Below are 16,604 nucleotides of genomic sequence, written 5' to 3'. Positions count from 1 at the left end.
GCAAATTAATAAAAAGTTTATTTCACTAAGTACTTTTATTTACCGTCTATTTCCCAACCAAAGCCAACCCTATAAGGCTTAGTATACCTTGTTAACTTTTTTTCTTCTACTAACCTATCAATAAATAGCATGGCTTTATGACCATTAGTAAAGCTATCTTCTTCATTAAAATAAAGAGTATAATCAAAGTCTCCAGTACGTTCATATCTACTAACGATATGATAATACTCCGCATGGGCGATAACTTCTTGTAGTTTGTGTAAAGTCATTATTCTTTAACTTTAAAATACCATAACTATTACAAATAAACTTTCGTATAACTATATTCATTTTAAATCAGCACAAAATATGGAAAAATAGCCTTATAAAACCTACTTTTGTTAGGTAAAAATACTTGTATTCTCGTGTTGCCGATCTAAATTCCAACGATTTGCTTTAAGTGACACCGACAGAAGAATGCGCCAGTTATGGCGTGACTGTATCTGTTTGTGTGTCATACGGCCGTTGGAAGCCATGATCGGCGCAAATAGTGTAAATCAGTTACGTCATTTTTATTTAATTTCTTTTTTTATTTGTTTTCCGCTTCTAAACCGAGCTGTTAATTAATTCTCAAACATAAAAACTGATTTAATTCTGATTTTTTTGTCAAAAAGCTTTTAAAAGCGATTTGTAACACGAATACTACATTCAAAACAGTGTTTAAACACTTAAATTGGAACTCCGACTTTTTCAATTGCCCAAGTACGTAAGCAGATACAACTAACCAAGTTAAATCAACCTTATATGATTAAAAATCTATACGCAGACCCTAATCTGTTGACCAATATGACAAATTCTTTAGAATGCGCAGAGGCATTTAGGAAGATTTGGAAAAGAGACACAATTGAATTTTATGAGAGTGTTTATGCTATTTATTTGGATGCTCAAAAAAGAATTATAAAAACAAAAAGAATCAACAAGGGCAACCTTTATCACACTACAATAAATTTAAGAAAGGCCATCGACCACGCCTTGTATCATAATAGCTTTTATGTTATTATAGCGCACAACCACACGATAGAGAACCTGGAGCCGTCCACAAAGGATATTGAAGAAACAGAACTGCTTACTTTCGTTTTGTCGGCACTGGAGATGAATTTAATAGACCACATTATATTAACGCCTAACAGTTATTTCTCGTTCCGGGATAGTGGTTTGCTAATTAAAAATGCCGGATAAAGGATTAAGCATTTATCATATATTTGCACCTTAAATAAAATAAAAAATTCTATTACTGTTCTATTGTCAAGTTATTTATAAATTGTAAGTAATTGATAATAAGCAACAAACAAGCATAAATAAATCATATATTTTATGTTTGCAGATAAAACTCGTCGAAAATAATGATAAAAAAAGGGCTTTTAAGATTAGGTATATTCTTTTTGTATTTAATTTCCCTATTACCCTTTTGGTTTTTGTATCTGATATCTGATTGTTTATTTGTTGTTCTGTATTATATAATTGGTTACCGCCGTAAAGTAGCTCAGGAAAATTTGCAGAATGCCTTCCCTGAAAAATCGGCCGCGGAACGCCACGATATTGAAAAAAAGTATTTCCGTTACCTTGCTGATCTGATAATGGAAACCATAAAAATGATCAGTATATCCCAGGAAGAACTAAAGCGCCGGGTTATTGATACAAATCCTACAACAGTGCTAATGTATCTTAAAAAAGGAAAAAGTGTTACCGCAGTTTCCGGCCATTATTGCAATTGGGAAATGGCTGGTTTAGAGTTTAGTGTTTTTACAAAGTTTTTTGTAATTTATAAACCGTTATCAAATGCAATATTTGATGAGTTTTTTATAAAAATACGCTCGCGTTTTGGAAGTATACCGGTGCCCATGAAACAAACTCTGCGTAAAATGATAGAGTTTAAAAATGAACCAACGGTTGCCGTATTTGCCGGCGACCAAACACCAGTAAAGGAAGAAAGTAATTATTTTACCAACTTTTTAAATCAGCCAACCGCGGTGTTCCAGGGTATAGAGAAGGTGGCTAAACTAATAGATTCAGTTGTGATATTTTATGATATGCGACGGGTTAAAAGAGGGTATTACACTTACACAGTAGTGCCATTAGTTGAAAATGCAAAAGCCAGCGCGCCACATGAAATTACAAACGCGCATGTACAATATTTAGAATCAATGATAAGAAGAGAACCGCAATACTGGCTATGGTCGCACCGTAGGTGGAAATTTAAACCACAGGATGTAAACTAATGAATAATCCACCTAAAGTTGCAATTGTAATATTAAACTGGAACGGCGTAAAGCACTTGTGCCAGTTCCTGCCGTCGGTATTAGCTTCTACCTGGCCAAACCTGGATATTGTTGTTGGCGATAATGCATCTACAGACGGCTCGGTTGCGTTTATTCAGAGCAACTACCCATCAATAAAAGTTATTAAAAATGATAGTAATTATGGCTTTACAGGTGGCTATAATCGTGTGTTGGCACAGGTGGAAGCAGATTATTATATCCTGTTAAATTCAGACGTCGAAGTTCCGCCGGCTTGGATAGAACCGGTAATTACCCTAATGGAAAGCGACCCTCTTATTGCCGTAGCCGCGCCTAAAATAAAAGCCTACAATCAAAAAGACAGCTTTGAGCATGCTGGTGCCGCGGGTGGTTTTATTGATAGTTTTGGCTATCCTTTTTGCCGCGGAAGGATAGTTTATGAGGTAGAGCAGGACAAGGGGCAATACCAACAATCAGGCGAGATATTCTGGGCCTCGGGTGCTTCTATGTTTATTAAAAAGAAACACTGGGACGAAATGGGCGGGTTTGATGATCGTTTCTTTGCCCATATGGAAGAGATAGACCTATGCTGGCGGTTAAAGAACAAAGGCTACAAAATAATGTATTGCGCGCAATCAGAGATATTTCATTTAGGCGGCGGTACACTTAATACCGAGAACCCGTTTAAAACTTACCTCAACTTCAGGAACAACCTGTTGTTAGTTAAAAAGAACCTGCCGTTCTGGAAATCGGTAATTGTAATAAGTGCCCGTTTTGTTTTAGACTTTATGGCCATGCTGCGTTTTTTAACCGAGGGTAAACGCAAGGATGCCTGGGCCGTAAGCCGTGCACATCAATATTATATACGCCATATTTTTGAAAAAGGCGACCCTGCCCGCAGAGGCCCACAGGTTTATAACTCCAAATTAACAGGCATGTACCATGGCTGCATTATCTGGGATTTCTTTGCAAAAAAACATACAACTTTTACAGGCCTTGACCGGGAACGGTTTTATTAAAAACAACAAATAATTAAGTTTTTTTCGGGGGACTATTAGCAGGATCTATATCATCAATATTTATTGTTTTCCCTTCGGGTAGCGTCAAATTCAGATCCTGTTGGGGGGAAGACAACTCAATGCCTTCTTTGTTAAATATTGTGAAAATATCGCTCAATACATTGTTCTTCAGCATTAACCAATGCTTTATATCAGCGGCCCAAAACAAAATCTGAAAATCAACTGAACCTCCATTTAAATTATGTAAAAAAACCAAAGGCTCGGGATCTGTCATAATATCCTGGCGGGCTTTCAGCAGGTCATTTAATAAGCCTTTAACTTTTGCAATATCAGAACCATACTTAACACTAACTATCAATTCAACACGGCGGTTGTTGTTGCTTAGCGTCCAGTTAACTACGTGATGCGATATCAGGTCTCCGTTAGGTATAATAACTTCGGCGCCATCACTTGTTGCCAGTTTGCTTGAACGTATCCCTATCTCTTTTATAGTGCCCGACCGGTTATCAACTTCAATAATATCGCCAATTTGTATTGGTTTTTCAAAGGCCAGTATTAAGCCGGATACCAGGTTGTTTACAATGTTTTGCAAGCCAAAACCAATACCAATACCAAACGCGCTAATAATAATGGTTAGTTTATCCAGCGGGAAATTTGAAGCAAATACGGCCAGGAAAAAGCCCAGTATTAACACACCTATTCTTATTAAAAGGGTAGAGGTTCGGTTCTTCTTTTTTAACGCGTCAATATCAGGTGCGCGCTGAATAGAAATATCATAAAAATAGCTTACTATTTTTGATATTACTGACGATAGCCATATCACCGCGATGAAAGTAATAAAGTCTTTAAATATAAAGGTTGAATTACCAACTGTGTGCGGCTGAGTTAAAATATCGCTCACATAATCTATTGCAGAATCATCTATGTTTAAGTTCTGGAACAAGAAAAATAGCCAAAGCAGGGCGGCAAGCACGTTTAATACGTTTCTGAATTTTTTTTGAAGAAGCGTAACATCAATCCAGCTGATAATGCTATCGGTATTCTTTTGGGTTTGAAATTGTAAAAACAATACCTGCGTTATTATTTCTATTATAAAATATAGGCTTACCAACAGCCACAAATTATATACCGCCGTGATGCCTATTATTTTGGCCAAACTAAACCTGCCAGATACATCGCATACCATAGCTAAAATTTGAAGCCCGATAAATATTTTTAGTATAATGCCGGTATTTTTAGGATAAAGGTTGGGTTGGTTAGCTACTTTTTTGTTAAATCGTAACGAAATAAGAATAGATATGATGCTTAAAATCAGGATACTAAATCGGTCGATATTGGTGATCTGTATCAATAAATTACTTGCGCTGTATAATAGGGTAACGTAAAACAGTTGGCGAAGCGCAATAAATAATTGAGGATGAAAAGTTTTTTTAGCAAAAAACAGAACTAATATCAACGAAACTATAAAAAGGCATTCTAAAAATATTACCGGCGGATGGTCATAAAAATAGGGTGTAATGGCAAAGCCTACCAGTAACGACGATAGGATTGGATACTTGTAGATGTAAACTGCTTTTTCGGAATTTTCTGTATTGTTTTTAGTCTTGCCGCGATTGTATATTATCCAACTAAAAACCATAACCAGGAGCAATAGCGCTGCAAAATGAGTTGAGGTTTCGTTCTTTATAAAATAATAAAGCTGTGTATTACTCAGCTTAACTGTACCATCAACAGCCGATTTAAAATCATTATACTGCGGATCAACATCCCATATATAGCCAAACTCACCATCAACAGCTCTTGCAGCAAACTTTGCAACTTTCGAATCGATCTGGTCAGTTTCGTCCAATATACCGGCGAAAGCTATAGAAACCCTGTTTTGTAAAAGGTTAATTTTAAATAAGTTACTACGGTTGGCCGAGTCTGTTTTATGCCATACTCTGCTGGTAGCTTTTCGTTGTGCAAAAAAGGTGTTGCGCAACAAGCTGTCAGATGGGACCGTTTTTAATAGTAATGAATCACTTGAATATTTGATAAGATCAGATTGATTTTGAATCAATTTGTTATTCACCGCATCAAGGTCTGCCTGCCAGCCCTCCAGCTTGCTTTGTATATGATCTAAATTATCCCTTAAAACAAACAGGTATCTTAAGGTGCTTGATTTATGCGTTTCGGCCTGGTTTTTAATTTTAGTTATCCTTTTTAACGTAGAAGGTAATTGCTGGCTTATGTCAGCAGTATCTAATCCTTCTGCCAGGTTATTATTTACCTGGTTAAATGTGATGTTATATTGAGCAAGCCGTTGCAGCAGGTTATTTATAGAGGTGTCAGACTTATTAAAACTCCGCAATAATGAATCGCGGGTATGCATTGCCTTTCTTTGATCTTTGCTTAAAGACTTTGACCCATAACCTTTATGCTGAGCCAGGCCATTGTGCAAAGACCCTATAAGTACTATTAGAATTAATACCGTAAATTTTAATATTCTTTGCATATAGGAGATCTCTATTCTGTCTGAACCATGATTTTTAAGATTAAATCCCAAAAATCATGATTCAGTAATATGTTTTATTTAACAATCAAACTCTCAATAGCCAATCTATAGCTATCCAGTCCAAAACCTGCAATAACACCTTTGCAATTACTTGCCAGCATACTGTGGTGCCTAAACTCTTCGCGCTTGTAAACGTTAGAAATATGCACTTCAACAACAGGTGTTTTAATGCCTGCAATGGCATCGGCAATAGCAACGGAAGTATGCGTATAAGCACCGGCATTTAATACAATGCCATCATAACTAAAGCCAACTTCGTGCAGTTTATTTATAATTTCGCCCTCCACGTTGCTTTGGTAGTAAGTAATGTTTAGGTTTGGATAACGGCCCTGTAATTCTGTTAAATAAGTTTCGAAGCTGCTATCGCCGTAAATTGATTTCTCGCGTACGCCCAGTAAGTTTAAATTTGGGCCATTAATAATTTGTATATTCATTAGTTCAAACTTACTTATAAAACATTAAAACTAAAATCAATTGGACTGGCGATCAGCAATAAAAGGATTTCAAGCGTATTTAAAACTGGAAAAATCCCTTTCGGCCAATTCTATCGAGGCCTATACGCGCGATATTGAACGATTATACGAGTTTACCGAAACACAGCCATTCAAAATAAATCCCGAAAATATTGTACTGGCCGATCTGCGCCGGTTTATTACCTGGGTGAATGAGTTAGGTATGATACCTTCATCACAAGCCAGGATCCTATCGGGCATAAAAGCTTTTTATAAATATTTGCTGATGGAGGACATGATAAAAAGCGACCCATCCGAATTACTTGAATCACCCAAAATAACCCGCAAACTGCCGGATACGCTGAGTTATGAGGATATCAATAAAATGATAGACGCCATCGATCTGTCTAAACCCGAGGGTGCACGCAATAAGGCGATACTGGAAACTTTATATGGCTGTGGCTTGCGGGTATCAGAGTTAACAGAACTTAAACTATCCAACCTGTATCTCGATATTGAATTTATAAAAGTATTTGGTAAAGGCAGCAAAGAGCGGTTGGTACCCATTGGCGGCCCCGCCGTAAAGGCGATCAAGATTTGGATAGAACAGGTGCGTGTACATAATCCCATAAAAAAAGGTGAAGAAGATTATGTGTTTTTAAATCGCCGCGGCACACGTTTAAGCCGGGTTTATATTTTTATGGTGATCAAACAACTGGCAGAAATGGTGGGGTTGAAAAAGACTATTAGTCCGCATACGTTTCGGCATTCATTCGCCACGCATTTGGTAGAAGGCGGTGCTGATTTAAGAGCTGTACAGGAAATGCTGGGGCATGAAAGTATTACTACTACAGAGATCTATACGCATTTGGATAGGGAGTATTTGAAAGGGACTATTATTCAGTTTCATCCGCGTAATTAGAAACACGATTTTAGGATTTTATGGATTAGGCAGGATTAGACTAGATTTTAGGATTTTATAGATTAGGAAGGATTAAAATCCTTTAATTGATCATGTTTGCGAAAAACAATCCTGTCTAATCATTAAATCTCTAAATCGTGTGTGTCGCCTTGATCATCCTGTCCTTACCACTCATATCCTGCCTCAATTCAATATCCTTAAAACCTTTACTTTCTAATAGCTTAATAGTTTCCTTACCCAAACTTTCATTGATCTCAAAAAACAATAAGCCACCTTTAACAAGATTATCTGCCGCAAAATCTGCAATAGCCTTATAAAATAGCAGCGGGTTATTCTGGGGTACAAAAAGTGCGGTATGTGGTTCAAAACCAGTAACATTGGTGTGCATTTGTTGCTTGTCCGTAAGTGTAACATAAGGCGGATTACTGATGATGAGTTGTAAGTTTTGGGTTCTGAGTTTTGAGTTCAGCATATCATCTTGTATAAAATCAACATCAACCTCATTAATACCGGCATTTTCTCTTGCTATTTGTAATGCCTCCGGCGATATATCAATTGCCGAAACTTCTGCATCGGGCAAATTCTTTTTTAAGGTTATGGCAATACATCCGCTACCGGTGCCAATGTCTAAAATATTAAAACTGTCAACTGCCAACTGCTCACTGCCAACTGAATCAATCGCCCATTGCACCAACTCCTCTGTTTCGGGTCGAGGGATAAGTACCGCTGGGTTAACTATAAATTTTAACCCATAAAATTCGGCATAGCCCAACGCGTATTGCAATGGTTTGCCGGTTTTTAGCTGGGTTAGTAGGTTGTTGGCTTCATCCTGTTGGGTTAGTGTTAGTTCCTTTTCAGGGAAAGCCTTAATTGTAGCTTTGGATGAGTTAAGTATTTCTGCCAATACCATTAGTGTAATTGCCTCGGTTTCCTGCGCATCATATACTGCACTAAGGCCCTGTTTAAAGGTTGTAAATACATCTTTAATGGTTTTCATACAACAAAGTAACGGAGTTTTAACGGAAACTGTTTTAACTGTTATTAAAACAGGGTAGTAGTAATACCAATACTCATGGCCATTTCGCTGTTGTTAAAAGAAACTTTATGGTTAACAAAACTATTTTGATAGTGAGAAGGCTCCATAATAATTGCAAAATGCGGTGCCACGTAATATTCAAAACCGCCGGTAAATTTAACGGATACATCTTTCCTGGTAAATTGTTCTAGTACGTAACCCGCATCATTACTTTTAACTATATCATAACTCCTGATACTTAATCCGGGCTGAGTTAAAACATACCATCCAAGGCTTTTATATCTTTTTCTATACCCGGCGCCTGCCATCAAATAAGTTCTGTGCAAACTGCCATCAGTTACATTAGTAGGCAAGGTGGTAGCATTGCTATTATATTTATTGGTGATGCCGTCATAATTAAAACGAAAAAAAAGGGGATTCACATCATTTGGTCTATATTCAATAGCTGTATTTAAAAGTAGGCCCTTTTTATATGTTATTGATGCACGGCTGGTTTGAAAATCTATGCCCAGCATTCCCGGAAAATAGAATCTGGATGTAATGCTTTCGGTTTGAGCATACACGCTGCTAAAGGTTGTTAGCATTATTATGGAACAGCAATACTTCAGTCTTTTCACTTATAGCTAATTATTGCCTATTTTCTTTCCAGTTTACCGAAAGGTATTTTTAATATCGATATAAACCTGGCATTAATAGTTGGGTCAAGATGGGTGTCAATACCAAAACTTGTTTCCTGGCGGGGTAATTGCTGATAGGTGCCAAACAAACGGTCCCAAATGGATAAAACATCGCCATAATTGCAATCAGTATAAGGTAATTTGTAATGGTGATGCACGTGGTGCAAATTTGGCGTAATAAACAATAGTCCGAGCACATTATTTAATTTCTCCGGTAGCCTGAACTCTGTATGAGAAAGGATATTAAAAAATGTTTGAAAAACCTGTCTTAACATTAAAACGGCAATTGCGGGCCCTAATAAAAATACCCATAACATTAAAAAACAAACACGCACACAAGTTTCGCCGGGGTGTTCCCTAACCGTAGTAGAAACATCAACCATTAAATCACTATGGTGTACTAAATGAAATTTCCATAAAAAGTCTATTTTATGCATAGTAACATGGTAAATATATTCACCCAGGTCTAACAGAAAAAAAAGACTAACATAATAAACCCATTTGTTCTGATGCCTGGGTATGTAGTTAATAAGTCCCCAATGATGGTTATGATCCCAACTCACAATTAATAATACAAAACCTGTTAAAAATAATTGTATGGGCAGTGCCGTGAAAATAAACCGGGCATTTAAAAATGTGTGGGATAATTTTTGACGTTTAGCCGTTACGCAAATAATGCATTCAATTCCCCAGCACGAAATGATCATCATGGCATAAAAAAGTACTTGCGAGAAGCTTCTATGTTGTAAAATGAACTGATGTATAAGCATAATACTATAAATGGGGTATAAAATTTGCTAATATAAATTCAAATTCTGTAGGTTGAATGAAAAAAACAAGCTTGATAACAAAAATTAACACCTCTTTTATTAACATGCTAATTGTTTTAATTAAACGTCTGTTGCAAAACTATTCGTACAACACAGTAACATAAAAGCTACTTTTGCAGCATGCCCAATCATCAAATATATATGCAGCGCTGCCTTGATCTTGCCGCTTTAGGCATGGGTAGTGTTAGCCCCAACCCTATGGTGGGCGCTGTAATTGTGCATGAGGGTAAGATAATAGGCGAGGGCTATCACCAACAATATGGCCGGGCGCATGCCGAAGTAAACGCCGTTAACCAGGTATTATCGAATTATGATAATGCTGAAGAATTGTTAAAACAATCCACCATTTATGTATCATTAGAGCCCTGCGCTCATTATGGCAAAACGCCCCCCTGTGCCGATCTGATTATCAAACATCGCATACCAAGAGTAGTAGTTGGCTGCCGCGATCCGTTCGATCAGGTGGATGGTAAAGGCATAGAAAAATTAAAAGCAGCGGGTATTGAAGTAGTAGTTGGCATTTTAGAAGAAGAATGCCAATGGCTTAACCGCCGTTTTTTTACCCGCGTACAAAAACAACGACCATACATTATTTTAAAATGGGCGCAAACAGTAAATGGTTTTTTTGCGCCGGATGATCATAAACAATACTGGATAACGGGCCCTGAATCGCGTAAGCTGGTGCATCAATGGCGGGGCGAGGAAGATGCTGTTTTGGTGGGCAAGAATACTGTGAAAATTGATAATCCGCAGTTAAATGTTCGCTATAGCGTGGGCAGGTCGCCAAAGCGGGTAATAATTGATAGAAGATTAGAGTTGAATGCCGCATTACATGTATTCGATCAATCTGTTGAAACATTGGTATTTAACGAGGTTAAAATGGATGTTGATGGAAAAAACAAGTATATTGCCCTTGAAGATTTTGACCGTTTTGTGCCGCAGTATATTCTGTACCAGCTGTATTTGCAAGATATACAATCGGTTATTATTGAGGGCGGGGCCTATACGCTTAATACTTTTATTGAAGCCGGGTTATGGGACGAGGCACGTATTTTTACGGGCAAAATCACTTTAACAAACGGCATAAAAGCCCCGCAAATTAAAGGTATAATTGCCGAAGAATTTTTATCAGGAACTGACGGGGTACAAATCTTATACAATAAATAAATAGCCGAATGCTTTACGTTTTATTAAGTATCTGTTGCAGTGTAATTGTTTCTATCATGTTAAAACTTGCCAAACGCTACCATGTAGATGTGCTGCAAGCCATAACATGGAATTATTCGACCGCCATTTTATTAACCTGGCTAATTTTTAAACCACAGCTAACTAATTTGCAGGCAGCGCCAATTTATAATTTTGCAGCGCTGGGTTTATTATTGCCCCTGCTGTTTGTAGTGCTGGCAACATCTGTTAAAGTTACAGGTATAGTGCGTACAGATATAGCGCAACGCCTATCGCTATTTATCCCCATCCTTGCCGCATATTTTGTTTTTGGCGAAGAGTTAAGTGTGTTAAAAATTATTGGTATTTCTATAGGTTTTGCAGCAATTATTTGTTCCATACCATGGCAAAAGGGCAAAGGAGCAAGGGCTACGTCCGGCTCGTGGTTTTACCTGTTGGTGGTTTTTGTTGGCATGGGTATTATTGATGTGTTGTTTAAACAGTTGTCCGCGTTTAAAGCGGTGCCTTACACAACCTCCCTTTTCATTGTTTTTATATTAGCATTTATATGCTCTCTTATTTTATTGATCATCAAGATTGCCCGTAAAAAAACCAAATTCTCTTTTCCGCATATTGTGATAGGCTGGGCCTTAGGTGCAGCCAATTTTGGCAATATCCTGTTTTATTTAAAGGCACACCGAGCACTGGCTACCCAGCCGTCTACGGTTTTTTCGGCCATGAACATCGGGGTAATAGTGTTGGGCACGTTTGTTGGCCTGTTTATATTTAAAGAAAAACTGAGTACATTAAATAAGTTTGGAATATTTTTAGCGCTGGTGGCTATAATAGTGATAACTAATTCTTCTTATTAGGGCATAAACTTGTGGCTGTATTAGGGTGGGATCAGGTTAGGTCAGGTATGGTTGCAATGTATACACTATATTTGTCCCTGTCAATTATGTATACTGATGCTGTTTGAGGATACTTACCGAACCATTGAAAACCCATCCGAAGGTATATTTCGTGATCGCGGCAGCAAGTTTTTGGCTTATGCTTACCCCATACATTCAGAAAACGATATAAAAGATATTATTGCTTCATTAAAGTCAGTGCATCCCAAAGCCAATCACCATTGCTGGGCCATGCGTTTAAGCATTGACCGCTCTGTTTTTAAATTGAATGATGACGGCGAGCCATCCGGCACGGCAGGCCGCCCAATTTTAAACACCCTTTTTTCAAAAGATCTGACCAACATATTGGTTGCGGTTGTACGTTATTTTGGTGGGACGCTATTAGGCGTTCCCGGCCTCATCAATGCCTACAAGATGGCAACCGAAGAGGCGCTTAATCAAGCTGTTGTTATTGAAAAGACAGTGAATGACGTTTATACCATCAGCTTTGGTTACCTGCAAATGAATGACGTAATGCGCATTATAAAAGATGCCGATCTTACTATTCTTAACCAGCAATTTGATAATAATTGCGGCATACAAGTGTCTATCCGTAAAATGCAGGTTAATATGGTATTGGCAAAGTTGCAAAAGCTGAATGTTGTAAAGTATAATTACGATTGTAGTATTTAAACCAATTCCCCGTCATTTCTCGTTCGCGCTCATTTTTTATGCCTGATTTGAAGCCTAAATGTTTAATTTAGTCGGATATGCAATCTTTCGAAATAGATAAAACCGACCTCCTTCGCATTAAAACCGCGCTAGAAGGCGATGATATTGAATTAGAGATAGTCCTGAAAGAATATCATGCTTCGGAGATTGCCATATTATTTGAAAAACTGCCGCAGGAAGACAAAGAACGAATCATTAACATTCTTCCAACTGATATTGCATCAGATGTAATTGCCGAAATGGACGAAGAACACCGTCCCGGCGAGCTATTGATAAACCTGCATCCCGAAAAGCGGTCTGAGATAGTAGAAGAGCTGGATTATGATGATGCTACGGATATTATTTCGCAGTTAGAGGAGCATGAGCAGCAGGAGATTCTGGAAGACATTGACCAGGAAGATGCCAGCAGTATCCGCGCACTACTAAGTTATGACGAGAATACCGCGGGCGGGTTAATGAATTCTGAATTAATATGTGTTAATATTAATTCAGATAAAAAAGGAGCCCTGGATGAGATCATACGCCAATCCGAAGAGATGGAAGAGTTTTATACCATTTATGTGGTGGATGATACCCAAACCCTGCAGGGCGTAGTTTCTATAAAGAATATTATAAAAGCTCACGCAGATGCTAAAATAAGTGACTTATATAAAGCAGACCCGGTGTATGTAAGAGCTAACCTTGACCAGGAAGAAGTTGCTAAGCTTATATCTCAATACAATTTAACAGCCATACCGGTTGTTGATGATAATATGAAACTGATTGGGCGTATTACGGTTGATGATATCATCGATGTAATGGAGCAGGAGAGTACCGAGGATATGTTAAAAATATCCGGTGTATCAGAAGATGAAGAACTAAGCGGTAACTGGAAAGACGCGGTGAAAAGCCGTTTGCCATGGCTGGTTATTAATTTAGCTACGGCTTATTTGGCGGCATCTATAATTCGGCATTTTGGGTCTACTGTTTCACAGCTGCCGCAAATAGCAGCCTATATGACCATTATAGCGGGTATGGGCGGTAATGCGGCCACACAAGCATTAGCGGTAACAGTAAGGCGTATTTCGCTAAGCGATCTGACAGATAATCAAGCCTATAATACCGTTTTAAAAGAGTTTTTGGTGGGCCTGTTAAATGGCGCTGCAAACGGATTGGTTGTATTTGGTGTAGCTTTATTTTATGATGCAGATCCCTTATTAGGTTTAGTATTGTTTTTAGCGATGACAGGTAATTTGGTTATAGCAGGCCTTACCGGTGCATCCATCCCATTAATATTAAAAAGAGTAGGGGTTGACCCTGCGGTGGCTTCATCAATCATCATAACAACATTTACAGATTGCGCGGGATTTTTATTGCCGCTTTGGCTGGCTACAAATTTTTTATTACATCATTAATAATTTGTACTAAGCTTTTATTATAAATTTGAAACTTCAAAACAAACACTATGACAGAAGTACGCTACAACTGGACAAAAGAAGAAATTACAGAAATATATAATACACCACTGCTTGACCTGGTTTATAAAGCCGCAAGCATACACCGCGAAAATAAGGATTATGCCGAGGTGCAGATAAGCTCACTGATCTCTATAAAAACAGGCGGTTGCCCGGAAGATTGCGCATATTGTCCGCAGGCGGCACGTTATAATACGGGCGTTGATGTGCATGCTATTATGCCTAAAGAAGAAGTCATAGCCGTAGCTCAAAAAGCTAAAAATGGGGGCGCTTCCAGATTATGCATGGGTGCCGCATGGCGCGAGGTACGCGATAACCGCGATTTTGACAAGGTAATTGACATGGTGAAAGCCGTAAACGCAATGGATATGGAAGTATGCTGCACATTGGGTATGCTTACCGAAAGCCAGGCACAACGTTTGGCAGATGCCGGCCTATATGCCTATAACCATAACCTGGATACATCAGAAGAAGATTATAAAAGAATTATTACTACCCGCACTTATGATGAGCGCTTACAAACGCTGGATAATGTGCGTAAAGCAAAGATCTCTGTTTGCAGCGGTGGTATCATTGGTTTAGGCGAAACGGTTGCGGATCGTATTTCTATGCTGAAAACTTTATCAAACTTACCACAGCATCCCGAGTCGGTTCCAATCAATGCGTTGGTGCCGGTACAAGGTACGCCATTGGCAGATCAGCCGCGTGTTTCTGTTTGGGATATGGTTAGGATGATTGCCACAACACGCATTATTATGCCTAAAACTGTGGTACGCTTATCTGCCGGCCGTACAGAAATGAGCGTAGTTGAGCAGGCATTTTGCTTTATGGCCGGGGCCAATTCAATATTCGCTGGCGAGAAATTGTTAACCACGCCAAACCCGTCATTTGATGATGATATGGCAATGTTTGAGCTGCTGGGCCTAACCCCGCGCAAAGCTTTTAAAAATGGCAGACCGGAGATTAAGGAAATAAAAGAGATGAGTATTAATGAGGTGATATAATTTTTGCCTATCTGCTTATTATCGAACAAAGAGAAATCTATACATGCGCAAATAGCAATTGTATAGGTTTTTTTTGCTGGTTTATCGTACCAAGAACGATTAAAATATTTCTTTAGAACCAGAGGATGTTCGATGTTAAATCGCCAGTAATGAGGTATGATTTGCAGTTTCGAGATTAAGAAATTTCTATTATTCCTTATAAATAATTACTCGTTCTGTAGCGTTTGGGTTCTTTTAAATCGATTTTAGCTTTGTTTTACACCTTCGCCCCCAAAACCCATCGCCACGCGAATCGCGTTAGCAAATTAAATCCATTCCATTCATCAACAAACTTAATAACATCTTTAAGGCAATTATCAGCGAATTTTTGTTTGAAGTTTTTTGATGCAAGTTTGTAGGCCTGATCCGGGTTTTCTAAACCGATGCGCTCATATATTTCTTTTTTAACATACATGGTACGCACAAACAGGATGTTGAACAGAATCACATAACTATATAATGTCCGTTTAATATAGCCCGCTTTGGCGGCGTAAGTTTTTAACAGGCTTTTAGTAAATAGGATATGCCTGCCTTCTTCAATATTATGCAGATCAAACATTTTTTTTAATACCGGGTAAATGTTTGGAGTTTTACGGGCATGGTTGCCATAAACGTCTGTAACCAGCTCAATAGAAACACTGCCCATAAACAGGTAATCGGCAGGCAGGTATTTGTTACTCAACTCACCGAAAAACTTATGTGGCCCCGATTGTTTAACAGGCTTTCCACCCAATTTGGCAATAACCTGTGCAAACATTTCCTGATGACGAAATTCTTCTATTAACTCTCTCAATAAAAATTGATGCTCCACATTATCGGCAGACAAAGTAATAAGGTGGCGGGTCATGAATACGCAGAACAAGCATTCGCCCCACGCATATGATGCAATTACTTGTATCAGCTCATGGCGGCCAAGTTCCAGTTTTTGAGCGGGACTTAGGGTGTCGTATATTTCAATACCTTGTAATGATGTTAGTGTTTCGGGTAGAAAAATATCATCCTGTTCGGGCTCAAGCTGCCAGGGGATATAAGTCTCCGGCATAAGGGGATGCTCCCGGCTAATTTTTATTAAACGCTCAACTTCTTGTACATCCATTATATAAATATACGTTGTAAAGGCGCAATTCGTTGCTCCCTGTTTAGTTATTTTTTACGTATAAGTGAGGTAACATATTGTTTGTCTATGAGCCAGCCTTTCAATTTTTATTAATGACACAGCAATCATTTAACAGATAAAAATCCCGAACAGGTAGAATTTTTAGCTTTTTTATGACATGCAACTTGCAAAGTTGACGGCTAAATGTGAATAAACAAAATGTTAATAACCTAAGCAAAATGAGTACAAATGAGTAGTATATATTATTTATATATGTTAATAATTCCTGTTTTTGTGTTAATAACAAGTTAATAAAAATCAATAAAAATACTTGTAAAATGGTATACATGTACCGATATTGAATACATCAAGAACGACGTACTTTGACAGCCTTACAGGAATAACAAAAATTGAATCGGGCAAATCTTCGGAAGAGCTAAAGATCAAGGGAAAGCCTGA

Annotated in this window: 16 protein-coding genes; 9 read left to right on the top strand and 7 right to left on the bottom strand. The window is 38.1% G+C overall.

The window, feature by feature from the left end:
• Positions 1-35: 35 nt before the first annotated feature.
• The gene (locus JWP71_RS14650) at positions 36-269 is read right to left on the bottom strand and encodes a hypothetical protein (RefSeq protein WP_299501405.1); all 234 of its coding nucleotides are present in this window, start codon (positions 267-269) and stop codon (positions 36-38) included.
• 514 nt (positions 270-783) lie between these two features.
• Here JWP71_RS14650 and JWP71_RS14645 point away from each other — a divergent pair.
• The 3 genes from JWP71_RS14645 (at position 784) to JWP71_RS14635 (ending at position 3,295) form a co-directional block, all read left to right on the top strand.
• Positions 784-1,218, top strand: coding sequence for a JAB domain-containing protein (locus tag JWP71_RS14645; protein WP_299501403.1), 435 nt, complete (start codon positions 784-786; stop codon positions 1,216-1,218).
• Positions 1,219-1,382: 164 nt separating this feature from the next.
• Positions 1,383-2,258: a lysophospholipid acyltransferase family protein gene (locus JWP71_RS14640; RefSeq protein WP_299501401.1), complete on the top strand. Its 876-nt coding sequence runs from the start codon at positions 1,383-1,385 to the stop codon at positions 2,256-2,258.
• Positions 2,258-3,295 carry a glycosyltransferase family 2 protein gene (locus tag JWP71_RS14635; protein ID WP_299501398.1) on the top strand — a complete coding sequence of 346 codons (1,038 nt, stop codon included), beginning with the start codon at positions 2,258-2,260 and terminating at the stop codon, positions 3,293-3,295. The genes JWP71_RS14640 and JWP71_RS14635 overlap by 1 nt, the downstream gene beginning before the upstream one ends.
• A 13-nt stretch (positions 3,296-3,308) precedes the next feature.
• Here the strand turns inward: JWP71_RS14635 and JWP71_RS14630 are convergent, their stop codons facing one another.
• Positions 3,309-5,789 carry a mechanosensitive ion channel domain-containing protein gene (locus JWP71_RS14630; protein ID WP_299501395.1) on the bottom strand — a complete coding sequence of 827 codons (2,481 nt, stop codon included), beginning with the start codon at positions 5,787-5,789 and terminating at the stop codon, positions 3,309-3,311.
• Positions 5,790-5,863: 74 nt separating this feature from the next.
• Positions 5,864-6,283 (bottom strand): type II 3-dehydroquinate dehydratase, encoded by a 420-nt coding sequence (gene aroQ, locus JWP71_RS14625; protein WP_299501393.1) that lies wholly within the window; start codon positions 6,281-6,283, stop codon positions 5,864-5,866.
• Positions 6,284-6,323: 40 nt separating this feature from the next.
• Here aroQ and xerD point away from each other — a divergent pair, with 40 nt between their 5' ends.
• On the top strand, positions 6,324-7,223 hold the full coding sequence (gene xerD, locus JWP71_RS14620; RefSeq protein ID WP_299501391.1) for a site-specific tyrosine recombinase XerD: 900 nt from the start codon (positions 6,324-6,326) through the stop codon (positions 7,221-7,223).
• 130 nt (positions 7,224-7,353) lie between these two features.
• On the opposite strand, the gene prmC is transcribed toward xerD, so the two are convergent.
• Genes prmC through JWP71_RS14605 form a run of 3 tightly spaced genes read right to left on the bottom strand, consistent with a single transcriptional unit; the run spans position 7,354 to position 9,706 of the window.
• Positions 7,354-8,220 (bottom strand): peptide chain release factor N(5)-glutamine methyltransferase, encoded by an 867-nt coding sequence (prmC, locus tag JWP71_RS14615; RefSeq protein ID WP_299501389.1) that lies wholly within the window; start codon positions 8,218-8,220, stop codon positions 7,354-7,356.
• Positions 8,221-8,264: 44 nt separating this feature from the next.
• Positions 8,265-8,843 carry a hypothetical protein gene (locus tag JWP71_RS14610; protein WP_299501386.1) on the bottom strand — a complete coding sequence of 193 codons (579 nt, stop codon included), beginning with the start codon at positions 8,841-8,843 and terminating at the stop codon, positions 8,265-8,267.
• A 50-nt stretch (positions 8,844-8,893) separates the two neighbouring features.
• The gene (locus JWP71_RS14605; RefSeq protein WP_299501384.1) at positions 8,894-9,706 is read right to left on the bottom strand and encodes a sterol desaturase family protein; all 813 of its coding nucleotides are present in this window, start codon (positions 9,704-9,706) and stop codon (positions 8,894-8,896) included.
• Between the two features lie 180 nt (positions 9,707-9,886).
• On the opposite strand from JWP71_RS14605, the gene ribD reads away from it, so the two are divergent.
• The 5 genes from ribD to bioB all read left to right on the top strand — a co-directional run bounded on the left by ribD (position 9,887) and on the right by bioB (position 15,010).
• Positions 9,887-10,933 (top strand): bifunctional diaminohydroxyphosphoribosylaminopyrimidine deaminase/5-amino-6-(5-phosphoribosylamino)uracil reductase RibD, encoded by a 1,047-nt coding sequence (gene ribD / locus JWP71_RS14600; protein ID WP_299501381.1) that lies wholly within the window; start codon positions 9,887-9,889, stop codon positions 10,931-10,933.
• Between the two features lie 56 nt (positions 10,934-10,989).
• Entirely contained in the window at positions 10,990-11,802 is an 813-nt protein-coding gene (locus JWP71_RS14595) for an EamA family transporter (RefSeq protein WP_299501378.1), read from the top strand.
• Positions 11,803-11,898: 96 nt separating this feature from the next.
• Complete coding sequence (locus JWP71_RS14590) at positions 11,899-12,513, top strand: YigZ family protein (protein WP_299501375.1); 615 nt, start codon at positions 11,899-11,901, stop codon at positions 12,511-12,513.
• Positions 12,514-12,590: 77 nt separating this feature from the next.
• The gene (mgtE, locus tag JWP71_RS14585) at positions 12,591-13,946 is read left to right on the top strand and encodes a magnesium transporter (protein ID WP_299501373.1); all 1,356 of its coding nucleotides are present in this window, start codon (positions 12,591-12,593) and stop codon (positions 13,944-13,946) included.
• Positions 13,947-13,996: 50 nt separating this feature from the next.
• Entirely contained in the window at positions 13,997-15,010 is a 1,014-nt protein-coding gene (gene bioB / locus JWP71_RS14580) for a biotin synthase BioB (RefSeq protein ID WP_299501371.1), read from the top strand.
• Positions 15,011-15,266: 256 nt separating this feature from the next.
• Here bioB and JWP71_RS14575 read toward each other — a convergent pair whose 3' ends face one another.
• Positions 15,267-16,145 (bottom strand): diiron oxygenase, encoded by an 879-nt coding sequence (locus JWP71_RS14575; protein ID WP_299501369.1) that lies wholly within the window; start codon positions 16,143-16,145, stop codon positions 15,267-15,269.
• Between the last annotated feature and the right edge of the window lie 459 nt (positions 16,146-16,604).

The sequence above is a fragment of the Mucilaginibacter sp. genome, assembly GCF_028287845.1.
Classification (GTDB): domain Bacteria; phylum Bacteroidota; class Bacteroidia; order Sphingobacteriales; family Sphingobacteriaceae; genus Mucilaginibacter.
Note: the sequence above shows the minus strand (reverse complement) of the source record. Positions and strands in the feature narration are given on the sequence as shown.